The sequence below is a fragment of the Streptomyces sp. CNT360 genome, from assembly GCF_000424785.1.
Genome location: NZ_AUKO01000019.1, coordinates 68,380 through 90,103 on the forward strand (window position 1 = coordinate 68,380; position 21,724 = coordinate 90,103).

At 71.3% G+C, this 21,724-nt stretch carries 19 protein-coding genes, 1 tRNA gene and 1 riboswitch; of the genes, 7 read left to right on the forward strand and 13 right to left on the reverse strand.

Annotated elements, in window-relative coordinates:
* The first annotated feature begins 55 nt into the window (after positions 1 to 55).
* The gene (locus H297_RS0117335) at positions 56 to 925 is read left to right on the forward strand and encodes a fumarylacetoacetate hydrolase family protein (RefSeq protein WP_027738103.1); all 870 of its coding nucleotides are present in this window, start codon (positions 56 to 58) and stop codon (positions 923 to 925) included.
* Between the two features lie 69 nt (positions 926 to 994).
* Here H297_RS0117335 and H297_RS0117340 read toward each other — a convergent pair whose 3' ends face one another.
* Positions 995 to 2,068: a Gfo/Idh/MocA family protein gene (locus tag H297_RS0117340; protein WP_027738104.1), complete on the reverse strand. Its 1,074-nt coding sequence runs from the start codon at positions 2,066 to 2,068 to the stop codon at positions 995 to 997.
* 212 nt (positions 2,069 to 2,280) lie between these two features.
* On the opposite strand from H297_RS0117340, the gene H297_RS0117345 reads away from it, so the two are divergent.
* Positions 2,281 to 3,060: an HAD-IIA family hydrolase gene (locus H297_RS0117345; protein WP_027738105.1), complete on the forward strand. Its 780-nt coding sequence runs from the start codon at positions 2,281 to 2,283 to the stop codon at positions 3,058 to 3,060.
* Between the two features lie 80 nt (positions 3,061 to 3,140).
* Here the strand turns inward: H297_RS0117345 and H297_RS36830 are convergent, their stop codons facing one another.
* On the reverse strand, positions 3,141 to 3,926 hold the full coding sequence (locus tag H297_RS36830; protein WP_051351928.1) for a CbtA family protein: 786 nt from the start codon (positions 3,924 to 3,926) through the stop codon (positions 3,141 to 3,143).
* A 23-nt stretch (positions 3,927 to 3,949) separates the two neighbouring features.
* Entirely contained in the window at positions 3,950 to 4,177 is a 228-nt protein-coding gene (locus H297_RS0117355) for a CbtB-domain containing protein (protein WP_027738106.1), read from the reverse strand.
* 34 nt (positions 4,178 to 4,211) lie between these two features.
* Positions 4,212 to 4,338, reverse strand: a riboswitch (cobalamin riboswitch).
* Positions 4,339 to 4,605: 267 nt separating this feature from the next.
* On the opposite strand from H297_RS0117355, the gene H297_RS0117360 reads away from it, so the two are divergent.
* A complete protein-coding gene (locus tag H297_RS0117360) occupies positions 4,606 to 5,709 on the forward strand; it encodes a glycoside hydrolase family 6 protein (RefSeq protein WP_078514220.1) in 1,104 nt (367 codons plus the stop codon).
* An 82-nt stretch (positions 5,710 to 5,791) separates the two neighbouring features.
* Here the strand turns inward: H297_RS0117360 and glxA are convergent, their stop codons facing one another.
* The 3 genes from glxA to H297_RS0117375 form a co-directional block, all read right to left on the reverse strand.
* On the reverse strand, positions 5,792 to 7,816 hold the full coding sequence (gene glxA, locus H297_RS0117365; RefSeq protein WP_027738108.1) for a radical copper oxidase GlxA: 2,025 nt from the start codon (positions 7,814 to 7,816) through the stop codon (positions 5,792 to 5,794).
* A gap of 81 nt (positions 7,817 to 7,897) precedes the next feature.
* Entirely contained in the window at positions 7,898 to 9,943 is a 2,046-nt protein-coding gene (locus H297_RS36835; protein ID WP_486589544.1) for a glycosyltransferase family 2 protein, read from the reverse strand.
* A 391-nt stretch (positions 9,944 to 10,334) separates the two neighbouring features.
* Positions 10,335 to 11,456 (reverse strand): winged helix DNA-binding domain-containing protein, encoded by a 1,122-nt coding sequence (locus H297_RS0117375; RefSeq protein WP_027738109.1) that lies wholly within the window; start codon positions 11,454 to 11,456, stop codon positions 10,335 to 10,337.
* Positions 11,457 to 11,973: 517 nt separating this feature from the next.
* Here H297_RS0117375 and H297_RS44310 point away from each other — a divergent pair.
* The gene (locus H297_RS44310; protein WP_486589545.1) at positions 11,974 to 12,621 is read left to right on the forward strand and encodes an ABC-2 transporter permease; all 648 of its coding nucleotides are present in this window, start codon (positions 11,974 to 11,976) and stop codon (positions 12,619 to 12,621) included.
* A 109-nt stretch (positions 12,622 to 12,730) separates the two neighbouring features.
* Positions 12,731 to 12,804: transfer RNA gene (locus H297_RS0117385), tRNA-Lys, on the forward strand.
* Between the two features lie 65 nt (positions 12,805 to 12,869).
* On the opposite strand, the gene H297_RS0117390 is transcribed toward H297_RS0117385, so the two are convergent.
* The 5 genes from H297_RS0117390 to ehuB all read right to left on the reverse strand — a co-directional run bounded on the left by H297_RS0117390 (position 12,870) and on the right by ehuB (position 17,004).
* Positions 12,870 to 13,664, reverse strand: a complete 795-nt coding sequence (locus H297_RS0117390; RefSeq protein WP_027738110.1) for an IclR family transcriptional regulator domain-containing protein — start codon at positions 13,662 to 13,664, stop codon at positions 12,870 to 12,872.
* Positions 13,665 to 13,876: 212 nt separating this feature from the next.
* The gene (ehuA, locus tag H297_RS0117395; RefSeq protein ID WP_037794548.1) at positions 13,877 to 14,647 is read right to left on the reverse strand and encodes an ectoine/hydroxyectoine ABC transporter ATP-binding protein EhuA; all 771 of its coding nucleotides are present in this window, start codon (positions 14,645 to 14,647) and stop codon (positions 13,877 to 13,879) included.
* Between the two features lie 43 nt (positions 14,648 to 14,690).
* Positions 14,691 to 15,341 (reverse strand): ectoine/hydroxyectoine ABC transporter permease subunit EhuD, encoded by a 651-nt coding sequence (gene ehuD, locus H297_RS0117400; RefSeq protein ID WP_027738112.1) that lies wholly within the window; start codon positions 15,339 to 15,341, stop codon positions 14,691 to 14,693.
* The gene (gene ehuC, locus H297_RS0117405; RefSeq protein ID WP_027738113.1) at positions 15,341 to 16,081 is read right to left on the reverse strand and encodes an ectoine/hydroxyectoine ABC transporter permease subunit EhuC; all 741 of its coding nucleotides are present in this window, start codon (positions 16,079 to 16,081) and stop codon (positions 15,341 to 15,343) included. The genes ehuD and ehuC overlap by 1 nt, the downstream gene beginning before the upstream one ends.
* The gene (ehuB, locus tag H297_RS0117410; RefSeq protein WP_199787223.1) at positions 16,078 to 17,004 is read right to left on the reverse strand and encodes an ectoine/hydroxyectoine ABC transporter substrate-binding protein EhuB; all 927 of its coding nucleotides are present in this window, start codon (positions 17,002 to 17,004) and stop codon (positions 16,078 to 16,080) included. Before ehuB ends, ehuC begins: the two co-directional genes overlap by 4 nt.
* Positions 17,005 to 17,137: 133 nt before the next feature.
* On the opposite strand from ehuB, the gene H297_RS0117415 reads away from it, so the two are divergent.
* The gene (locus H297_RS0117415) at positions 17,138 to 17,659 is read left to right on the forward strand and encodes a DUF3830 family protein (protein ID WP_027738115.1); all 522 of its coding nucleotides are present in this window, start codon (positions 17,138 to 17,140) and stop codon (positions 17,657 to 17,659) included.
* Positions 17,660 to 17,943: 284 nt separating this feature from the next.
* Here H297_RS0117415 and H297_RS0117420 read toward each other — a convergent pair whose 3' ends face one another.
* Both H297_RS0117420 and H297_RS36845 read right to left on the reverse strand, forming a co-directional pair.
* Complete coding sequence (locus tag H297_RS0117420; RefSeq protein ID WP_027738116.1) at positions 17,944 to 19,356, reverse strand: amidase; 1,413 nt, start codon at positions 19,354 to 19,356, stop codon at positions 17,944 to 17,946.
* A 99-nt stretch (positions 19,357 to 19,455) separates the two neighbouring features.
* Positions 19,456 to 20,499: a D-2-hydroxyacid dehydrogenase gene (locus tag H297_RS36845; protein WP_486589546.1), complete on the reverse strand. Its 1,044-nt coding sequence runs from the start codon at positions 20,497 to 20,499 to the stop codon at positions 19,456 to 19,458.
* 245 nt (positions 20,500 to 20,744) lie between these two features.
* Between H297_RS36845 and H297_RS0117430 the strand changes: the two genes are divergently transcribed.
* Entirely contained in the window at positions 20,745 to 21,701 is a 957-nt protein-coding gene (locus H297_RS0117430; protein ID WP_027738117.1) for an aspartate racemase/maleate isomerase family protein, read from the forward strand.
* Positions 21,702 to 21,724 lie beyond the last annotated feature (23 nt).

Below are 21,724 nucleotides of genomic sequence, written 5' to 3' on the forward strand. Positions count from 1 at the left end.
TGGTTCTGAACGCCCTCTTGGACGATCGGCTGATTCGCCTGGGAGGGAGAGCGACGTGAAACTGCTGCGCGTCGGACCGGCGGGAGCCGAACGCCCCGCACTGCTGGACGAGGACGGAACACTGCGCGACCTGTCGGGGCTCGTCACCGACATCGACTCCGGCCTGCTCGCGGACGAGGCCGCCCTCGGGCGGATCCGCGAGGCCGCCACCGCCGGAAGGCTGCCCGAGCCGGCCGCCGGCACCCAGGCGGAGGCCCAGCGGGTCGGGCCGCCGCTGGCCGGTATCGGCAAGGTCGTGTGCATCGGGCTGAACTTCCACGACCACGCCGCGGAGACCGGGGCCGCGATCCCCGAGGAACCGATCGTCTTCATGAAGGCGCCCGACACCGTGGTCGGCCCCCACGACACGGTGCTGATCCCGCGTGGCAGCGAGAAGACGGACTGGGAGGTCGAGCTGGCCGTCGTCATCGGGCGGACGGCGCGGTATCTGGACTCCCACCAGGAGGCGATGGCCTGCGTCGCCGGGTACGCGATCGCCAACGACGTGTCCGAGCGCGCCTTCCAGATCGAGCGCGGCGGCCAGTGGGACAAGGGCAAGAACTGCGAGACGTTCAACCCGCTGGGCCCCTGGCTGGTGACGGCCGACGAGGTGCCCGACCCCCAGGCGCTGGCGATGCGGCTGTGGGTCAACGGCGAGATCCGCCAGGACGGCTCGTCGGCGGACCAGATCTTCCCCGTCGCCGAAGTGGTGCGCTATCTCAGCCACTTCATGACGCTCCGTCCCGGCGACGTGATCAGCACCGGCACCCCCGCGGGCGTCGCTATGGGGCAGCCCGAGCCCAAGCCCTACCTGCGCGAGGGAGACGTCGTCGAGCTGGAGATCGCGGGGCTCGGCCGGCAGCGCCAGGTCATGAAGTCGGCGTGAGTCCCGCCGCGCGGGCCGGGTGAGGCGTGCCCCGCCCGGCCCTGGCCGCCGCGTGCCGCGGTGCCTCCCTCACACGGTGCGGGCCCGGGTGAGGGAGCGGGCCGTCTCCAGGACCTGGAGGCAGGCCGCCGCCTCGTGGGCGGTCACCGGCGGGGGCGTGCCCTCGCGCAGGGCGGTGGCGACCGCGTCGTAGAAGGCGGGGTAGTCGCCGTCCAGCGTGGGCACCGGGCGTACGTCCTCCAGGGCGCCCAACGTGCCCCAGGCGGTCTCCGGTTCGATGCCCCAGGGGGTGCCCTCGACCGGGCGGGCCCCCTCGCGCAGGGCGCTCTCCTGCGGGTCGAGGCCGTACTTCACGTAGGCGGCGCGGCTGCCCAGCACCCGCAGGCGCGGCCCGAGCTGGGCGGCCGTGGCACTCATCCACAGGTGGGAGCGGACACCGTTCTCATGGGTGAGGGCGATGAAGGTGTCGTCGTCGGCCTCGGCTCCGGCGCGGCGTACGTCGGACTCGGCGTAGACGGAGGCGGCGGGCCCGAAGAGGGCCAGCGCCTGGTCGACCAGGTGGCTGCCCAGGTCGTAGAGGAGTCCGCCCACCTCCTCCGGGTCGCCCGACTCCCGCCAGCCGCCCTTGGGGCGGGGCCGCCAGCGCTCGAAGCGGGACTCGAAGCGCCGGACGTCGCCCAGCGCGTCCTCGGCGAGCAGGGAGCGCAGGGTGAGGAAGTCGTTGTCCCAGCGCCGGTTCTGGAAGGGGGCCAGCAGCAGGCCCCGGGCCTCGGCCTCGGCGGCCAGTTCGCGGGCCTGCGCGGCGGTGGGGGCCAGCGGCTTGTCGACGACCACCGGCAGCCCCGCCTCCAGCGCGCGGTGGGCGAGCTGCACATGGGTGCGGTTGGGCGTGGCGACCACCACCAGGTCGATCCGGTCCGCGTCCGCGAACAGCTCGTCGGCGGACGCGAGGGTGCGCACCTCGTCGCCCGGGGCACCGGCCCGGCGGGCGCGCTCCTGGCGCTCGGGGTCGGAGGTGACGACGGTGTCGAGCACGAGGCCCGGCGTCGTGGCGATCAGCGGCGCGTGGAAGACCGATCCGGCCAGGCCGAAGCCGAGCAGCCCGACACGGAGCGGCGAGGGGGTGGTGTCCATCCGGTTCATGCTCCCACCCTTGCAAAGCGGGCACCGGGGGGCACGCACCGCCCACCGCCCGCGCGGGCCCGCCCGGACCGGCCGGAGCCGTCCGCCGAGGCCGTCCGTGCTGACTGACCGGTACCGGCGGCTGCGGTTACGCTGAGCGCGGCGGCCGGTTTTCGTACACCGTGGTACGCACCCACCGGCCGGACCACCACGACCCTGGCAGGAGCCCACCCGTGGCAGAGCGCAAGCCCATCGAGTCCTGGCTCACCGACATGGACGGTGTGCTGATGCACGAGGGGATCCCGGTCCCCGGCGCCGACTCCTTCATCAAGCGGCTCAAGGAGTCCGGCCGGCCGTTCCTGGTGCTCACCAACAACTCGATGTACACCCCGAGGGATCTGCACGCCCGGCTGGCCCGCATCGGGCTGGACGTGCCGACGGAAAACATCTGGACCTCGGCGCTCGCCACCGCACAGTTCCTGGACGACCAGCGCCCCGGCGGCACCGCCTACGTCATAGGAGAGGCCGGGCTGACGACGGCGCTGCACGACATCGGCTACGTGCTGTCCGACGCCGACCCCGACTACGTCGTCCTCGGCGAGACCCGCACCTACAGCTTCGAGGCGCTCACCCGCGCCATCCGGCTGATCAACGACGGTGCCCGGTTCATCGCCACCAACCCCGACGAGACCGGCCCCTCCGCGGAGGGCGCCCTGCCCGCCACCGGATCGGTCGCCGCCCTCATCACCAAGGCCACCGGCCAGCACCCCTACTTCGTCGGCAAGCCCAACCCGCTGATGATGCGGGCGGGCCTCAACGCGATCGGCGCCCACTCCGAGACCAGCGCCATGATCGGTGACCGCATGGACACCGACGTACGCGCCGGCATGGAGGCCGGTCTGGAGACCTTCCTGGTGCTGACGGGGCTCACCCGGCCCGACGAGATCGAGCGGTACCCCTACCGCGCCTCCAGCGTCGTCAACTCGATCGCGGACCTGGTCGACCGGGTCTGACCCCGGCGGCGGCCCGCCCCCGCGAGGGACCCGGGGACCCTCGGGAGGGGCTGCCGTGAAAGGGGGCCGCGCCCCGTACGTCAGGGGGCCGCGACCGGGCGGTGCCGGGCCGGCCGGACCGCGAACAGGGCACCGAGGAGACCCCACAGCACGACGTGCGCCCCCAGGGACAGCACGCGGAAGTCCCACAGCAGGGTGGCACCGACCGGGACGGCGTCCGGGTTGTCCGGCAGCAGGAAGAGCGCCGCCAGGGTGGCGGCCACCACGGCCGCCGCCGCCGACTGGCGTGCCGGCAGCCCGCGTCCGGCCCGGCCCAGCCGCAGGTGCACCTGGTGGGCCAGCACCATGCCGAGGACGCCGATGACCAGCGCGGCCAGCCACAGCGCCTGCCGCTGGGTGACGGTGCCGCTGTCGCCGACCCCGGGCGGGTTGGCGGGGTAACGGAGCGCCGGCAGCAGGGACAGCGCCAGGAAGCCGGCCCCGGCCACGCCCATGGCGCGCTGCCAGGTGCGGCCGTCGTCGCGGTCCGCGCCGTGGTGGACGAGGGCGTAGGCGACGGTGAAGAACACCCCGAGCGCGAGACCGGCCACCACGGCGGTGACGACCAGACCGAAGTGCTGGGTGCCCCGGCTGAAGATCTCCTCGGCCTCGGCGGCGTGGGTGCGGGCCCCGTGCCCGCCGTGGCCCGCGTGCCCGGCGGCAGCGGCGGAACGCTGTTCCTCCAGCCGGATCGCCCGGTCCATCAACGGTTCGGCCAGCAACAGGGAGAACAGCCCGGAGGCGAGCCCCGCCAGCCCGCCGGCCGCGAGGCCGCGGCCGAGGAGAGGCAGCAGGGGGTAGGGGGACGTCTGAGCGGAGACGGACATGAGGAGCAGCGCTTCCCTTCCGGTCAGTGGCAGGGAGCGCCGAACAGGTGGCGGCCGTCGTGTGAGAACTCGTGCAGGTACGAGCCGGTGGCCGTAACGAGGTTGCCGTTGTCGATGAAGACGGCGTAGAGAGCGAGCAGGGCGACGATCGCCACGGCGGCGACGACGAGCCAGTCCCGGGTCCTGACCGTCGCCGGATGTGCGGCGCCAGCTTCCGGAGCGGTGGCCGTGCCGGCGGTGTGCGGGGACATCCGCGTGTGCCTCCTCCTGGGGTTTCCACGCCCCGTCGGTGGAGAAGCGACAGGTCAGTTCCTGACTCCCGCACGGGTGTTCACCGCCGCGTACGGACACAGTGGCGGGACCGTCCCGGAGTCGCACCGGGTTCCTGCGCACTGTCGCCTCGGTATGGAAATGTGCCGCTCAGGAGGCTCCCAGCGTGAATGTGCACTGTCAATACGGCCTCCGTCACACCGCGTGCCGACCGCCCTTGCGACCAGCCGGTTCCGCGCCGCCGCGGGGTTGTCCACAGGCCGGCCGTGGGTGGTGGCCGCTGTGACACCATGAAGCGACGGTTCGGGCAGGGCGGGGAACCGGGTGGACCGCGGGCCCGGGTGCGCCGGAGCCCTGGGAACGCCAGGGGTCCGGGCGCGCCGAGTCCGGTTACGCCAAGGGGGAGTGGATGGACGGCAGTCATGGCCGCAGGCCGCCGCGCGCGACGCGCCACCGGTCCGCGGGGAACTCGCGGGGCGGTGCGAGGCTCCCGCGCGGCGTCGCCCGCGCGGTGGCCGGGCTGGTGGGGGCCGTGCTGCTGGTGACCGGCTGCTCCTCCTCGGACGGCGGTCCGGACCGCAAGGGAGCCGGGGCGGCGCCCACCATCGAGCAGCGCCCCAAGTCCGTTGCCCCGTACTGGGTCGACCCTGGGGGGAGCGCGGCGCGACAGGCCGCCGCCTACGCGAGGGACGGCAAGGACGCGAAAGCCGCGCAACTGAAGAAGATCGCCACCCAGCCGGTCGCGGAGTGGATCGGCACGCAGGACCCCGGCGGGCAGACGGAGCGGATCACCAAGGCCGCGGCGAAGGCGGACCGCGAGGCACTCCTGGTCCTCTACAACATCCCGCACCGCGACTGCGGCCACTACAGCAAGGGCGGCGCCCACGACGCGGCGGCCTACCGCAGATGGCTGGCGGCGGTCGTGCGGGGCATCGGCGACAGAGCGGCCACGGTGATCGTCGAACCGGACGCCGTCGCCCACATGGTGGCCGAGGGCTGCACCCCTCGCCGCTACCACGACGAGCGCTACCGTCTCCTCGACGAGGCCGTCACCGCACTGAGGAAGCTGCCCGGGACGCGGGTCTACCTCGACGCGGGCAACCCGGACTGGATACGCGACGCGGGCGCCCTGGTCGAGCCGCTCCACCGCGCGGGCGTCGCCAAGGCCGACGGCTTCTCCCTGAACGTCTCCAACTACCAGACCACGGCCGCGAACCTCTCCTACGGCAAGGCGCTGTCCTCCAAGATCGGCAAGAAGCCGTTCGTGATCGACACCAGCCGGAACGGCAACGGACCGGTGCAGGGCGGCGCCGGTGGCGAGGAGTCCTGGTGCAACCCGCCGGGCCGCGCGCTGGGCACGCCGCCGACGGTCAGAACGGGGCAGGAACGGGTGGACGCCTACCTGTGGATCAAGCGGCCGGGCGAGTCCGACGGTGAGTGCAAGGGCGGCCCCAAGGCCGGTCGGTGGTGGCCCGAACACGCCCTGGAACTGGCCCGCAACGCCGCCCGCTGACCGCGGGGCCGGGGCACGGACAGCTCTCGTCGTCCGCCGGGAGCGACACCGTCGACCGGGCGTGGCCCAGCCACGCCTCCGGCTACTCGGGGTCCTGAGCGGTCACCCTCGCATGGGCGGCGCCCGGGTCGACGTCCACCTTGACCCAGCGGGCCTTGGAGGGGATGCCGTCGTCGTCCACGGCGAAGACCATCCACCAGCCGGGGGTCACCAGCGACGGGTCGTCGGGGATGGCGGTCGTCAGCGTGGACCGGCCGGACTTCTTCGCCTTGAGGGCGACCGACGACTGCTCCACGTTCGTCACGTGCGTGAAGGAGCCGGGCCGCACCAGACGCAGCTTCTCGATCGAGTCTGCGTCCCTGCTCCGGAAGGAGATCCGGTCACCGGGCGAGACGGTCTTGCGGCTCCCGCCGGCGTCCCGCAGATCCGGCTGCTTCTTGCCCTTGTTCAGATAGGGCGGGGTGTAGATCTCGATGCGCTGGTCGAACGTCCCGGGTCTGGTGTCGGCCTTGTCGGCGTAGAGCGAGTCGGAGCCGAAGGTCAGCACGCGCCCGTCGGGCAGCAGCAGGCCGCCGGAGTGGTAGTTGCGCCCGACGAGGGGCGCGGCGGCTTCCTCGTACCGGTTGGTCCGCGGGTGGTAGAGCGCGGCCTTCAGCACGTTGCTGTCGCTCTTGCCGCGGTACTGGCCCGAACCGTTGGTGGTCAGCACGGTGTCGTCCGGCAGGACGACGCTGCTGGGGTAGCGGACCTTGTCGTAGAGGTCGGGGCCGTCGTGGAAGCGCGGGGTGTCGTCCTTGAGGTCGACGATGCGGGTCCTGGAGGTCGACTTGGGGGACTCGCCGACACCGCCCCCGCCCTGGACCATGTACTTCCGCGACTGGGTCGGCGGCAGTGGCACCGACATCGCCGTCTCCAGCACGTCCGGGTCGCTCATGCCGGGGATCGCGGTGAACTTGTTGGTCTCGATGTTCCAGATGCCCGGCTTGCGGCCCTTGTCGGCGGGGCCGTAGCCGGCCGTGGTGCCGCTGTAGAAGATCCGGTTCTCGCCGACCAGATGGAGCCCGGGGTACGTGGGGAAGAAGCGGGTGTCGGGCAGGTAGTGCCACTTCTTCGTCCTCGGGTCGAAGACCTCGTTCTTGCCGGGCACGACCTGGCCGATGTCGTCCAGTCCTGAGACGGTCAGGGTCCGGCCGTCCTGCAACGTGACCTGGGTGGGGTACCAGCGGGCCTCGTGCATCGGGTCGACGGGCAGGTACCGCTCGGCCACCGGGTCGAACTCGTAGGCGCCCTTGATGCCTTGGAAGTCCTTCTTGTCGAAGGACATCTTCTGCGCGATGCCGTAGACGTCGTGCCGCCAGGCGCCGGTCAGACCGCTGACCGTGTACTTGTCCTGGGTGCCCGTCGAGTATGCGCGGCCCTCCCGCTCGGCCTCGGCGTAGACGCGGGTGACGCTGGCCCGCGTGGTGACCGCTCCGGTGTCCTGGTCCTTCACCTTCTTGGCGGGCGGCAGGTTGACGGCGTGCTGGGCGACGAAGGACTTGCCGTTGCCGCGGCCGGTGAAACGGGTGCCCTTCTTGACCATCTTGGCCCGGTCGGGGTTCTCGTTGTAGAGCAGCATGAGCCCGCCGGCCTTCTTCACGTCGCCCTTGAGGGTCTCGTACCGCTGGGTGCCGCCCGCCACCAGCAGCTTGCCGTCCGGGAGCTGGTTGTGCCCGGAGCAGAAGAGGTCGTCGGGGGTGGGGATGTTCTTGAAGGTGTTCTTCGCCGGGTCCCACAGCACCGTGCGGAAGCTCTTGGCGGCGAAGTTCTTCGCGTCGTTCCCCGACCCGGCCACCAGCAGCACCTTGCCGGTGTTCAGCAGCGCCGCGTGGATGGTGTTGATGCGGTACTTCTCGGGGACGTCGACGATCTGCCAGTGGCCCCTCTCCGCCTTGTACTCGGGCCGGTTGATCGCGTAGTCGTGGTACTTGTCCGAGGCGAAGCCGTACAGCGCGGGGCCGTTGAAGGCGGCGATGGCGACGATGACGGCCGTACCGATCGCGATGCGCCGGAGGCGGCGGTTCTTGCTGCGGCGTCTGGCCTGTCTGCGGGTCGAGCGGGAGGTCATGGTGCGAGTCCCCAGGTGAAGCGTCGGTGCGGGGTCGAGTACGGGCGCCGGCACCTCTCACGGGCGGTCCGGGCCCTCACGTCACGGGGTGCCGGATCCCCGTACGGGGTGGGCGCCGTGGTCGGGCCCGGCGTCGTGGCCGGGAAACGTGCCCTGCGGCGAGGCCCACCCCGTCGGTGCCGGTGCGAAGGCCGGCACCCCGGCAGGAGCGGCGACGGCCTCCGGGGCCGGGGGCGGGCCGCCGCGACGGCCCGCCCTGCCGCGTGCCCGTCGCCGGGCCCTGCGGCGCTTCTTCTCGGCGCGGACGGTGACGCGCCAGCCGATGACCGGGGCCGCCGTGATGAGCAGGGCGAGCCCGGCCCAGGTGAGCATCGCGGGGTGGTCGTGGCCCAGGAAGAGGGAGCCCACGAAGGAGCCGCCGAAGACCGCGATGAAGAACAGGTGGACCCGGAAGGTCCCGAAAAGGGTGTCGGGGCTGGCCGAGTTGCCCTTGGGGGTGACGACGAACCTGCTCTTGCGGCGCAGCACCGTGTCGAAGAGGGAGCGCGCGTAGATGGGTGCCGAGAGGGCCGACATCAGCATGCCGGCCAGCCCGCCTGAGCCCTCCGGCTCGTGCGGGGAGACGTTGTGCCGCCGGTTCCAGACGTAGAGGCCGATCTGGAGGGCGGTCGCGTTGCCGTACAGCGCCATCCACACCGCGGGGTCGATCTGTACGCCGGAGGCGCCCATGCCGAGGAAGAGGGCGCAGGAGAGGGCGGCGAGGATCCAGTTGAGCGCCGAGACCGGGTAGAAGATCATCAGCATCGTGTAGTTGAACAGCTTGCCCGCCGGCATGGTGCCCAGGCCGCGCCAGTACTGGCCGAGGATCGTCTCGTAGGTGCCGCGGGACCAGCGCAGTTGCTGGGTGAAGAAGTCCGTCCAGGCGTTGGGGCCCTCCCCGACGGCCAGCACGTCGGGGGTGTAGACGGAGCGCCACTTGTTGCCGGTGGCCGGGTTGCGGTGGCGGTGCATCTCGAAGCCGGTGGCCATGTCTTCGGTGATGGAGTCGTAGAGGCCGCCGATGGACCGGAGTGCCGAGACGCGCACCGCGTTGCTGGTGCCGACGAACATGGGGGCGTCGTAGCGGTTGCCGGCGCGCTGGATGAGGGCGTGGAAGAGGAACTGCTGCGACTCGGCGGCCTTGGTGACGAAGTTGTCGTAGTTGCCGTAGACCTGGGGTCCGATGACGAAGCCGACGTCCGGATCGCGGAAGTAACCGAGCATCCGCTCCAGGTAGTTGGGCAGCGGCACGTGGTCGGTGTCGACCCCGGCGAAGTAGTCGTAGTGGTGGCCGTGGGCGTCGAGCCAGGCGTTGTAGTTGCCGTGCTTGGTCTTGGCGCGGAAGGCGCCCTTGGGGGTGTTCCAGGCGGCGACGCCCTTGCGGGAGAAGTGGTGCACCCCCAGCCGCCGGCACACCTGTTTGACCTCGGGGTCGTCGCCCTCGTCGAGCAGCCAGACGTGCAGGGTGCCGCGGTGCCGTACCCGGACGGCCGCCTCCAGGGTCCTGGTGACCATCTCGATCGGCTCCTTGCCGGGCACGAACGAGGTGAGGAAGGCGACGCGGGTGCCGGACTCGGGCACCACGGGTATCGGGTCGCGGGCCACCAGGGTGGCGTGCGCGTTGGATATGACGTTCAGCGTGCGGAACAGCTCGATCAGACCGATGGCGACGAGCATGACGATGTCGAGCTTGAGCACCAGGTCGGAGACCTCACCGGCGTCACGCTCCGTCCAGTGCGCCGGCTGCATCAGCCACACCAGCAGCCCCGCGGACAGCAGCGGTGCCAGGCACAGCAGGAAGCCCGCCCGCCACCGGTGCGGCTCGTCCGCGAGCAGGCTGCGGTACGCCACCCGGTAGGGCTTGCTCGGATCGGGCCGGGTGAGCGGTCCGGCCAGCCGGCTGTAGTGCTCGTAGTCGTAACGGGGCGCGGCACGTTCCCACGGGTGCGGAGAGGGGGTTCTGCGGGGGCCGGGCAGGCGGAGCCTGGCCGTTCGGGTCGGGTCCTGGTCGTCCTGGTCGGCCCTGCCGTCCAGGTCCCCCTGCGGTGTCGACTCCCACTGCGGGGCACCCATCGGCGGCGTCGTCATGCAACCTTCCCCCCGCACGCAGTGGCGTGCGTGCCTCGTGCCGGTCCGCGTCCCGCACTCCTTCGCTCGGCCCGGGGCGGCGGATTCCGGCCGCCGCCTCGGCGTGAGACGGCCGTGGGCCGGTGCGCGGTTCCCCTGCGGTTCCGCTCGCGTGTACGTCCGCCCGCGTGCTCCCCCGGCACGCCACGGACCGCTCGGTAACCGCACGTCAGGTTGTCGGACTCGTCACATGAAAGCAAGGCCGGTAGGGGCGGTTCAAGGCTGTTGTGGCGTTATGAACGTGACGGATGTGATGGATGCGTCATTGCCGCGTGGCTTTCGCGTGGCCCCGCCGTGGCCCTCGCGTGGCGGCCCCGCCGAGGCGGCTCACTCGCTGCCGGTGCGCGTCGGCCTACTTGGGCGACGGCGGCGCGGGCGCGGCGAAGGTCACGGAGTGCGGGCCGGGCGCCCCGTCCGTCACGAACCGCAGCAACCGCTCGCCCTCCTCGGCCAGCGCCTGCCGCGTCCCGTCGGCCAGTTGCCCGAACGGGGTGAGCGTCAAGGTGGCGGTCCTCCTTCTGGTGTCGCTCCTCCAGACGCCGCCGACCCGGCCGTCCACCAGGAACGTGCCGGGTACCTGGCCGTTCCGGCCGGCCAGCGTGCGGCGTACCGGCTCGTCCAGGATGCGGGAGCGGTCGGCGTGGGCGAGGACGAGGCTGTCGTACCGCGCCAGGAACCGCACCGGCAGCGGGACCTCCGCGTCGGGGCGGGGCGCGTGGGGCAGGTCGAACAGTTCGCGGCCCGTCTCGTCGGCGAAGACCCGCAGTTGGGGCCGGAGCCGTTCCACCACCTCGCCGAGCCGGGTGAGGCCCGACCAGGCCTGGACGTCCCGTACCGAGGCGGGACCGAAGGCGCCCAGGTAGCGCAGCACCATCGTCTCCACGCACGGTTCGGCAGCCGGCGGTCGCCCCAGCCAGTTCTCGGCCGTCGCGACCCGGGGCCGTCCCGAGCGGCCCCACAGCCCGCGGGGCGGGATCTGCACCAGGGGCAGCAACAGGCGCGCGGTCATGGCCAGGGCGCGCGGCTCCTCGTCGGGCCACTGCGTGTGCAGGCGGTCGCCGAGCTCGGCGCCGGTCAGCGGCTCGGCGGCCAGCAGTGCGCGGGCGGCCGCGGCCACCTGCCGCGGGTCGGCGGCGGCGAGCCGCGCCGACCTGGTGGTGCGGGCTGCGGCCTCGTGCAGCGGCTGGGTGAGCGCCCTCAGCTGGAGCGCGTCGCGGTCGCTGACCAGGTGCACGGTGCCCCGCATGACGCTGAGCCGGACCACCTCGCGGCTCTCCAGCAGCCGGGAGAGCTCACCGGGGTCGAAGTCGGCGAGCCGGCTCCACAGCGCGATGTACGGCGGTTCGGGCGCCTGGGCCTGGAGGCCGGCCAACTGCTCCACGGCCTCCCGTACCGGCATCCGGGCACGTTCGAGAAGGAATTGGCGGGCGAGCAGGGCGCGGCTGAGCGCCGGGCGCGTGAGTACGGCGGGCATGCCGGAAGTCTCACCCACGGTCGGCGGCCGAGCCGCGCGCCGACACCCACGGCGCGCCCGGAGGGCCAACAGTGGGGAATGAAGCGGACGATGCGGTAGGGATGTGAAATCACTCGCAGCGGTACCGAAAACGGAAACCCACAAGGAAACGGGTCCATGCACAACGCCATGTCCGGCTCTCGCCCCACCGGCGCGCTCACCCCCGGCGCCCTCGCCCTCGTCGTCGGCGTGTTCCTCGTCCAACTGGGCTTCCTGCTCTCCTACATCGGCTCCTTCCACCACCCGCAGCCGCAGGGCATCCCGGTGGCCGTCGTCGCCCCGCAACAGGTCGCCGACCGCCTCGGCGCACTGCCGGGCCACCCGGTGGACCCCACCGTCGTGAAGAGCGAGCAGGCGGCGCGCGCGCATCGAGCAGCGCACGGCCGAGGGCGCGTACCTGATCGGCTCGCGCGGCAGCCAGGACACCCTGCTGACCGCGTCCGCGGCGGGCGGCCCGCAGGCCCAGGCGCTGCGTCAGGTGGGGGAGCGGGTTGCCGCCGAACAGCACCGGCGCCTGAAGGTGGTGGACGTCACGCCCTCGGGCGCGCACGACTACGAGAGCCTGACCGCCTTCTATCTGATCGTCGGCTGGCTCGTGGGCGGCTACCTGCTGGCCTCGCTGCTGGGGGTGGTTGCCGGTACCCGGCCCGCCCGCCCGGGGCAGGGGGCGCTGCGGCTGGCGGGGGTGGCGGTCTACTCCGTGCTCTCGGGGCTCGGCGGCGCGGTCATCGTCGATCCGGTGCTGCACGCGCTGCCCGGGCACTTCGTGGCGCTGTGGTGGGTCGGTGCGCTGCTGGTCTTCGGCACGGCGGCGTGCACGATGGCGCTGGAGGCGTTCCTCGGGATCGCCGGCATCGGCGTCGCCGTCGTGCTCTTCGTGGTCCTGGGCAATCCGAGCGCCGGCGGTGCTTTCCAGAAGCATCTGATCCCGTCGTTCTGGCGGGCCATCGGCGACTGGATCCCCACCGGCGCCGGTACCACCGCCGTCCGCAACATCGTCTACTTCTCCGGCCACGCCGTGGGCGCGCCCGTGCTGGTCATGGCGGGCTGGGCGCTGGCCGGTGCGGTGCTGCTGCTGGTGGGCTCGATCCGGCGGCGGGAGCCGGGGCTCACCCTGCCGATCTGACCGACCGGCCGTGGTGCGCCGGTCACCGGCTGCGACGAGCCCCGCAGTGGTCACGAGCACCCCCGCGAAGGGGGTAGTATTTCTGTTGTCGGCCGGAAACGGCAGGCAGGCGCCGTTAGCTCAGTTGGTTAGAGCAGCTGACTCTTAATCAGCGGGTCCGGGGTTCGAGTCCCTGACGGCGTACAGCACAGGCCGCGGCCCTCCTGGTCACCAGGAGGGCCGCGGCTTCTTCGTGTGCTTCGCGCAGGTCACAGGGCGAGGGAGAGCATCACCGGTGCGGCGCGTTCGCTCAGCATCTCGGCCGCTCTGCGCAAGCGGTGCGCCTCGGTGACGGGCAGTGACAGCGCCAGGCAGCTCACCGAGGAGCCCGCCGTCACCGGCACGGCGGCGCAGACGGTGCCCACGGCGTACTCCTGGAGGTCGAGGACCGGGACCGTGGGCGGCTGCCGGTCGAGGGCGTCCAGCAGCAGCCGCTCGTTCGTGATCGTCCGCGAGGTGAGCCGCGGCGTCCGGTGCCGGGCGAGATGGTCGGCACGCCGGTCGTGATCGAGCTGGCTGAGCAGGCACTTGCCGAGGGCGGTCGCGTGCGCGGCCGAGCGGAAGTCCACCCACTGGTTGACCGCCGGGGTGCCGGGGCCGTCCGCGACCTGGGCGCTGTCCAGCTCCCCGTCCTCGTACCGGCCGAAGTAGACCGCCGCGCCCACCGCGTCCCGCAGCTCGGTCAGCGTGCTCTGCAACCGCTCGCGCAGCGCCCGGGCGCGCTCGACATCCGAGCCGAACAGTACGAGCGCGTCCCCTATGACGTAGCTGTCGTCGTCCAGCCGGGACAGGTAGCCCTCCCGGCACAGCATCCTCAGCAGGTGGTCCAGGTGGACGTGGGGGAGCCCGGCCTCGCGGGAGAGCGTCGCCTCGGGGACGCCGTCCCGGTGCCGGGCCGCCGACTCCAGGACCCGCAGCGCGTACCGCACCGAGCCGAAGGGTGTGACCGGCTCGCGCCCCGGCTCCTCGGGCGAGCCCGGTGAGGGTGGTTGGGATAGCGCCACGGTGGCCCCCTGGGGTTGTGACCGTCCGCACCGTCGCCGGTCCGTGGGGTCACGGCAGTACGGCAATACGCCCACGATAGCGGCCAACGCCTGCCGGAAGCGGGGCTGTTGCTGCTATTGGCATATGCCAGCGGGCTGGATGCGCCCCCGGATGCGCCCCTCTGTGCGCCCCAGGCGCACAGAGGGAAGGGCGGCTCACCTGGCCCTGTCGGTCACAGGACCGCGCTGAGGAACTCCCGGGTCCGCTCGTGCTCCGGGTCGGAGAAGATCTTCTCCGGCGCACCGGACTCGATGACCCGTCCCGCGTCGAACATCAGCACGTCGTCCGAGATGTCCCGTGCGAAGTTCATCTCGTGCGTGACGCAGAGCATCGTGATGTCCGTGGAGTGCGCGATGTCCCGCAGCACGTCCAGCACACCGGCCACCAGCTCCGGGTCGAGCGCCGAGGTCACCTCGTCCAGCAGCAGCACCTGCGGCCGCATCGCCAGCGCCCGCGCGATCGCCACCCGCTGCTGCTGACCACCCGAGAGCTGGGTGGGGTACTTGTCCAGGTGTTCGGTCAGGCCGACCATCTCCAGCAGCTCGCGTGCCCGCTGCTCCGCCTCGTCCTTGGACAGCCCCAACACGTGCACCGGAGCCTCGGTGATGTTGCGGAGCACCTTCATGTTCGGGAAGAGGTTGAACTGCTGGAAGACCATGCCGATCTTCTTGCGCACCTCGCGGGAGTGCTTCTCGCCCGCCGGCACCAGCTTGCCGTTCCGCTCCTCGTGGGACAGGTACTCACCCGCCACCTTGATGGTGCCCTCGTCGGGCTTCACCAGCGTCATCAGCAGCCGCAGGATCGTCGTCTTGCCCGATCCGGACGGCCCGATCAGCGTGACGTGCTTGCCGGACGCCACGTCGAAACAGAGGTTGTCCAGCACCACGTTGCTGCCGTAGCGCTTGGTGACGTTCTCGAATCTGATCAGCTCGCTGCCGTCCACGGTCGGGTTCGTGGCCTCGTTCGCAGCGCTGCTCGGGGTGTTCTCAACGGACAAGACGACGCTCCAGGGCTCGCGTAAGCAGGGATGCCGGGTAGGCGATGAGGATGAAGGCGACACCGACGACGGTGATCGGCTCGGTCGGCTGGAAGGTGATCGCGGTGAACTGCCGCGCCTGACCGAGCATCTCCAGCGCGCCGATCGTGGCGATCATCGGCGAGTCCTTGAGCATCGCGATCACGTAGTTGCCCAGCGCGGGCACCACGCGGCGGATCGCCTGCGGCAGGATGACGGCGCTCCAGGTACGGCTCCGCGGCAGGCTCAACGCCGTGCACGCTTCCCACTGGCCCTCGGGCACCCCGTCGATGCCGGCGCGGTAGACCTCGGCGGTGTACGTCGAGTAGTGCAGGCCGAGCGCGATGATCCCCGTGGTGAGCGCGGAGAGCGTGACGCCCCACTCAGGCATCACGTAGAAGAGGAAGAACAGCTGCACCAGCAGCGGCGTGTTGCGGATGAACTCGGTGACGACCGTGACCGGCCAGCGCACCACCTTCAGCGGCGAGCGCTGCGCCATGGCCCACACCAGGCCGAGCGCGAAGGCGATCAACGAGCCGAGCACCAGCGCCTGGAGAGTGACGAGCACACCGTCCCAGAAGCGCGGCATGAAGTCGGCGACAGCCGACCAGTCCCACTGCATCAGGCGGTACCTCCCTGGCTGGAGCGCGAAATCGCGGTGGCCTGCGCGATGTCGGGCTTGCGCATGCCGTCGCTCTTCGTCGGAGCCTGGCCGACACCTGCCTTGGCCTTCCGCTCCACGGCACGCATCACACGCGTCAGCAGGAACGCCAGGACGAAGTACATGACCAGGATGATCGTGTAGACGGGCGCGCTCTGCCCGAGCGCGTTGCGCACCAGGCCGGCCCCGAAGGTGATGTCACCGACACCCAGCACGGACACCAGCGCGGTGCCCTTGAGCAGCTCGATCAGCAGGTTGTTTGCGGGCGGGATCATCTCCGGCCACGCCTGCGGCAACTTGATCTTCACCAGGCGCTGCCAGGGCGAGAAGCTCAGCGCGATCCCCGCCTCCTGCTGGGCCGGGGCGACGGCCGCCAGCGCGCCGCGCACGATCTCCGAGCCGTAGGCACCGTACGAGAGGCCCAGCGCGAGCACTGCGGCCCACATCGGCACGAGCTGCCAGCCGAACGCCACCGGCAGCACGAAGAACATCCAGAACATCAGCACCAGCGCGGAGGTGCCCCGGAAGATCTCCATGTAGAGGCCGGACAGGAACCGGACGCTGCGCAGCCTGTTCGTCCTGGCCACACCCACCACGAAGGCGACGAAGGCGCCCAGTGCCGCGCTGTAGACGGTCAACTGGACGGTGACCCACACACCACTGAGGAGCAGCTCCCACAAACCTGCGGTCAGGTCCGTCATGCGCAGCGCTCCTTCGCGGTCATCGTGGTCATCTCCTCCGGCAGGAAGCCGAAGGGCTTCATGACGCGCAGGAGTTCGCCGCTCTTCTTCATCTTGTGCAGCTCACGATTGAAGGCGTCGCGCAGGTTCTGCTCGTTCTTGCGGAAGGCGAACGCGCCGGTACCCAGGTCGGGCTTCCCGTCCAGCTTCGGGGTGAACGCCTCGGTGTACTCGGCCTTGCTGCTCTTGGTCTGCCGCACCACGTTGCGGACGGTCACGGCCGTCCCCGAGAAGACGTCGGCCCGCCCCTGCTCCACGGCCAGCAGCCCCGCAAGCTGGTCCGGCAGCAGCAGGATCTCCGACTCCTTGATGCCGGCTTCCCCCGCGTAGCCGATCTCCGCGTAGCCGGTGCCGGTGGCCATCTTCGCGCCGGCCTTCTTGATGTCCTCGTAGCTGTTGAGGTTCTTCGGGTTCCCCTTGCGGACGATGAACGCGTCCCGCATCTCGTACTCGGGGTCCGCGAACAGCACCTGCTTGCAGCGGTCCGACGTGATGTACATACCCGCCGCGACGACGTCGAACTGCTGCGAGTTGAGCCCCGGGATCAGCGAGTTGAACTCGGTCGGGAAAGGCTGCACCTTCGGCACACCCAGTCGCTTGAAGATGATCCGCGCGATGGCAGGCGACGTCCCCGTCAGCTCCCCGTCCTTGTCGATGTAGCTGTAGGGCTGTTCGCCGGCGAGGCCCAGCTTGACCGTACCCTGGGCCTTCAGCCGTTCCAGCAGATCTCCCCCGTTCTCGGTGTCCGCGCTGGACACCCGACTGCATGCGGTGGTCGCCCCGAGCGCACTCACCGCACCCAAGGACGCCGCTCCGGCGAGCAGCGACCGACGGTTCAAACGTCTCCCGGCACGAGTGGTGTTGTTCCTCTGTGGTGGAGCCATGGGCGCGCGGCTACCCAACCGGGCAGACAATATGCGGACCATTTCCGGCCTGTGATGGGGTCGCGATACGGCCGTGGTCTGCGCCACCATTGATCCGTAATCGAGGAACACGCCCACCTGGTGCGGAGGCACGATGGCTGACCGCTTCATCGAAGTGTCGTTGGACAAGCGCGGAGTGAGCTGCACGGCGAAGCTGCTGGAGGATCGGGCGCCGATCACCTGCGCGGCCGTGTGGAACGCGCTGCCGCTCGGCGGGGACGTCTACCACGCCAAATACGCGCGCAACGAGATCTACGCCCTCGTCCCGCCGTTCGCTCCGCAGGAGCCGCCCCTCGAAAACCCCACCATCACTCCCATTCCGGGCGACCTGTGCTATTTCACCTTCTCCGACACCCAGCTGGCGACCTCGTCCTACGGGTACGAGGCTGCTGCCGAGCAGCGGGGGAGCGAGGCCGCGCACGCGGGCCGGAACACCGTTGTCGACCTCGCCCTCTTCTACGAGCGCAACAACTTGCTGATCAACGGGGATGCGGGGTGGGTGCCCGGCATCGTGTGGGGGCAGGTCGTCGACGGGCTCGACCGGATGGCTGAGGCCTGCCAGGACCTGTGGCGCGCCGGCGCCCTCGGCGAAAGTCTCAACTTCCGCCGAGCCTGAAACCGAGGCGGCGCCCCTCCAACCCGCTGGGGCGCCGCCCCTGTGACCCCCCATGTGTCGGGGGCTTCGCCCCCGGGCCTCATGTCCTCGCCGGACGGGCGTCGGGGCGGCTCCATCCCAGACTCCGTCCGGGGGGAAACCCCCCAACCCCAGGAGCCCCCTTCCGAAAGAGCTCCGGCTCGTTTGCTTCGCGGCTACGCCCTGTGCGTCAGGACCTCGGTGCGTCCGGCGGGTTCCGCGCGGCCGTGCGGGAGGAGACGGGTGGGGCCACAGGGGCTGAGACCTCAGCCCAGGGCGGAGGGCACCACCTGAGAGACCCCTCCCTCATACAGGGCGTGCGCCGCACTCAGGACGAGCGCATCCTGGTGCCGGGCACCGACAAGGTGCAGCCCCACGGGCAAGCCCTCCGCGTCGGTGCCGCACGGCACCGACGCGGCCGGCTGCTGCGTCATGTTGAACGGATACGAGAACGGCGTCCACTCCGTCCACCGCCGCATCCCGGCCCCCCGCGGCACCTCCACCCCCGCCTCGAAGGCGGTCAGCGGCATGGTGGGCGTCACCAGCAGGTCGTACCGCTGGTGGAATCCCCCCATCAGCTTGCCGAGCGCCATGCGCTCGTCCACCGCGGCCAGGTACTCCAGGGCGCTGCGCGCCGCCCCCTCCTCGCAGACCTCGCGGAGACCGGGATCCAGCCCCGCCCGCTGATCTTGGCTGAAATATTGCGTCACGCGTGCCGCCCCGCTGAACCACAGGGTGTGGAAGGACTCAAGGGGATCAGCGAACCCCGGGTCGGCCTCCTCCACCACCGCGCCGAGCTCTTCCAGCAGTGTCACGGCACCCCGTACCGCGGCCGCCACATCGGGGTCGACCTGCACGCGTCCGCCGAAGTCGGGCGAGAAGGCCACCCGCAGTCCGCGCACCCCCTCGGCGCCGGCCGCCAGCGCGCCGCGGAAGCTGTGCGGTACGGGGCCCAGGTGGGACCAGTCGCGTGGGTCCGGCGCGCTGATCACGTCCATCAGGAGGGCCGCGTCCTCCGCGTTCCGGGTCATCGGGCCGACGTGGGCGAGCGTCCCGAAGGCACTCGCCGGGTAGATCGGCACCCGCCCGTAGGTGGGCTTCAGCGCGAAGATGCCGCAGAAGGAGGCCGGGATGCGCACGGAGCCGCCCCCGTCGGTGCCCAGGGACAGCGGTCCGGCGCCCGCCGCGACGGCTGCCGCACTGCCGCCGCTGGAGCCGCCCGCCGTGCGCTCGGGCGCGTGCGGGTTGCCGGTCGCGCCGTGCCGGGGGCTGTCGGTGACGCCCTTCCATCCGAACTCGGGCGTCGTCGTCTTGCCGACGAAGACGGCTCCGCTCTCCCGCAGCCGGGCGACCGAGGGCGCGTCCTCGTCCCAGTCGCCCTCGGTGTCCACGGACCGCGACCCCTTCAGGGTGGGGCCGCCCCGCTGGAGCAGGATGTCCTTCACCGTCACCGGTACGCCGTCGACGGGACCCAGCGGTTCGCCGCGGCGCCACCGGCCGGCGGACTCCTCGGCCTGGGCGAGTGCGGAGTCGTGGTCGATCCGGACGAACGCGTTGAGCCGTTCCTGCGTGTCCGCCGCGCGCTCCAGCGTCGCCCGGGTGACCTCCAGGGGGGAGAAGTCCCCCGTTTCGTAGCCCGCCGCGAGCTGGGTCGCGGTCAGGGCGGTGAGATCGGACATGACGAACCTCCCGTGAGACCGGGCGGCCCCTGCGGGGTCACCCGAACCGATGAGTCCCGACCCGCTGTGCGGGCCGGGACGGTGGGCCGCCTGCCCGGCTCAGCGCTGCTGCGCCGTGGGCCCGGCGGGGGCTGCGCTGGTTGCGGGGCCGCCGTTGGGACCCGCGGAGCCTCCGGCGGAGCCGGAGGGGACATAGCCGAGCCGCTTGTCGACGACGTTGACGAGCGGACGGCCCGCCTCCCAGCGGTCGAAGTTGTCGAGGAACTGTTCGGCGAGGTCGTCGCGCCAGCCGACGGTGTCCCCCGACATATGGGGGGAGATGAGCAGACCGGGCACGTCCCACAGCCTGCTGTCGGCGGGCAGCGGCTCCTCCGCGAAGACGTCCAGCGCGGCCCCCTTGATGCGGTGCGCCAGCAGGGCGTCCACCAGGTCGTCCTCGACCACGTGCTGGCCGCGCCCGACGTTCACGAAGTGGGTTTCGGGCTTCATGCGCGCAAACATCGCGGCGTCGAACATGCCGGCGGACTGCGGGGTCAGCGGTGCCACGCACACCACCCAGTCGGCGTACCCCACCAGATGGGGGAGGGAAGCGGTGGCGTGTACGCGGCCGAATTCGGGGTCGGTGTCCCGTGCGGTACGGCCGACGAGGTCCACTTCGACACCGAGTGCCAGTAGTGCGCGGCCGATTTCCCGGCCGATCGGTCCGGACCCGACGACCGTCGCCCGAGTTCCGCCGACGCGAAATGTCTCCCGGTGCCGCCAGCGCCTCTGTCGTTGCAATTCCCAGGTGCCACGGAAATCCTTGGCCATGGCTAGCACGAGGCCGACGACGTATTCGGCAATGGGACGGTCAAAGACGCCTCTGGCATTCGTGATGACGGTGTCGCGGCCGTCGGCCAGCTCCGGCAGCAGCCGGTCCACGCCGGCGCTGGGAGTGTGCACCCAGCCGGGCCGCGGCCCGTCGCCCGGCCACGCCCGACGCACCGCGTCGGAGAGGAAATCCCAGACCAACAGCACGTCTGCAAAAGGGATTTGCTCGGCAAGGGTCTGCTCGTCGGCGTGGACGACACGTGCTCGCCCCGCCAGTCGGTCGAGCCGCGGCGACGGCTCGGCGTCGAGGACAAGGACGCAGGTTTCGGACATAGGCAGGAAACCGTTTCGAAACGCAGGGACGGTTGGCTGAGGAGTGAGCCGACGAGTGACGGGAACCAGCCTCAGATGGCGGGATTGACCACGGTAGGGAGCAGAAACTACCTTCGTCAACAAAGACATCTGCCCCGGCGTCCCGGCTTCTGACCGGCTTTGCAGTTCTTGTGGTTCCTTGACTTCCCTTGACTCAGGGGCCTTCTGGCCATGAGCCATTCCCCTCCGTTCTTTTGGGGCCCGAAATGGACGTCTCCTTCCTCGGCGGACCGCTGCCGCAGCGCGGCGTGGGAATCGTCGCTCCCTTCGACTTCGCACTGGACCGCGAACTCTGGCGCTGGGTGCCGGACGACGTGTCCCTGCACCTCACCCGCACCCCCTTCGTCCCCGTAGAGGTCAGCCTGGACCTCGCCCGCCTGGTCAGCGAGCACGAGACGCTGCGTGAGGCGGTACGGGCGCTCAGCGCCGTGGCCCCCGAAGTGGTGGCCTACGCCTGCACCTCGGGGAGTTTCGTCGGGGGCACGGCGGGGGAGCGGGCCATGACCGCTGCCATGGCCGAGGCCGGCGAGCTCCCCTCCCTCACCACCTCCGGAGCGCTTCTGGACGCCCTGCGGGAGATCGGTGCCCGGCGGATCGCCCTGGTCACCCCGTACACCAAGTCGGTGACCGACTCGCTGGAGGACTACCTCGACGAGGGCGGCATCGGCATCAGCGGCCGCTGCTACCTGGGCCTGACCCGGCACATCTGGCGGGTGCCCTACCGGGACGTGGTGGACATGGCCCGTGAGGCGGTGGTGGACGCGCCCGACGCACTGTTCATCTCCTGCACCAACCTGCCGACCTACGACGTGATCCCGCAGCTGGAGGCCGAGCTGCGGATGCCGGTCCTCTCCGCCAACCAGGTGACCATGTGGGCCGCGCTGCGGGCCCTGGGCAAGGAGGCCGTCGGCCCCTACCAGGCGCTGCTCGACCCCGTCGCCCGGCGCGGCCCCGCCGCCATGACCTCCTCCATCGGCACCCAGCCGCTCGCCCATGAGACCGACGGCCTGGTCGAACCGGACGAGCAGACCGTCGAGCACGAGCCGGAGGCCGCGCTGGCGGGAGCGGGCACCGAGCCCGTCGAGCCGCTGGAGGGCCCGGGCGAGCTCGGGTACGGCCAGCCCGCCCACCCCGACGACTGGGGCCCCCAGCCCCCGGCCTGAGCCCTGCACCGGGCCCCGGCACC

Excerpts from the sequence above, each read along its gene's own strand:
- H297_RS36835 (WP_486589544.1), bottom strand. The coding sequence starts at position 9,943 with ATGACGACGCCGCCGATGGGTGCCCCGCAGTGGGAGTCGACACCGCAG.
- ehuD (WP_027738112.1), bottom strand. The coding sequence starts at position 15,341 with ATGCAGTGGGACTGGTCGGCTGTCGCCGACTTCATGCCGCGCTTCTGG.
- ehuB (WP_199787223.1), bottom strand. The coding sequence starts at position 17,004 with ATGGCTCCACCACAGAGGAACAACACCACTCGTGCCGGGAGACGTTTG.
- H297_RS0117430 (WP_027738117.1), top strand. The coding sequence starts at position 20,745 with ATGGACGTCTCCTTCCTCGGCGGACCGCTGCCGCAGCGCGGCGTGGGA.
- ehuC (WP_027738113.1), bottom strand. The coding sequence starts at position 16,081 with ATGACGGACCTGACCGCAGGTTTGTGGGAGCTGCTCCTCAGTGGTGTG.
- H297_RS0117415 (WP_027738115.1), top strand. The coding sequence starts at position 17,138 with ATGGCTGACCGCTTCATCGAAGTGTCGTTGGACAAGCGCGGAGTGAGC.
- H297_RS0117420 (WP_027738116.1), bottom strand. The coding sequence starts at position 19,356 with ATGTCCGATCTCACCGCCCTGACCGCGACCCAGCTCGCGGCGGGCTAC.
- H297_RS0117355 (WP_027738106.1), bottom strand. The coding sequence starts at position 4,177 with ATGTCCCCGCACACCGCCGGCACGGCCACCGCTCCGGAAGCTGGCGCC.
- H297_RS36845 (WP_486589546.1), bottom strand. The coding sequence starts at position 20,499 with ATGTCCGAAACCTGCGTCCTTGTCCTCGACGCCGAGCCGTCGCCGCGG.
- H297_RS0117375 (WP_027738109.1), bottom strand. The coding sequence starts at position 11,456 with ATGCCCGCCGTACTCACGCGCCCGGCGCTCAGCCGCGCCCTGCTCGCC.
- H297_RS0117340 (WP_027738104.1), bottom strand. The coding sequence starts at position 2,068 with ATGAACCGGATGGACACCACCCCCTCGCCGCTCCGTGTCGGGCTGCTC.
- H297_RS36830 (WP_051351928.1), bottom strand. The coding sequence starts at position 3,926 with ATGTCCGTCTCCGCTCAGACGTCCCCCTACCCCCTGCTGCCTCTCCTC.
- glxA (WP_027738108.1), bottom strand. The coding sequence starts at position 7,816 with ATGACCTCCCGCTCGACCCGCAGACAGGCCAGACGCCGCAGCAAGAAC.
- H297_RS0117360 (WP_078514220.1), top strand. The coding sequence starts at position 4,606 with ATGGACGGCAGTCATGGCCGCAGGCCGCCGCGCGCGACGCGCCACCGG.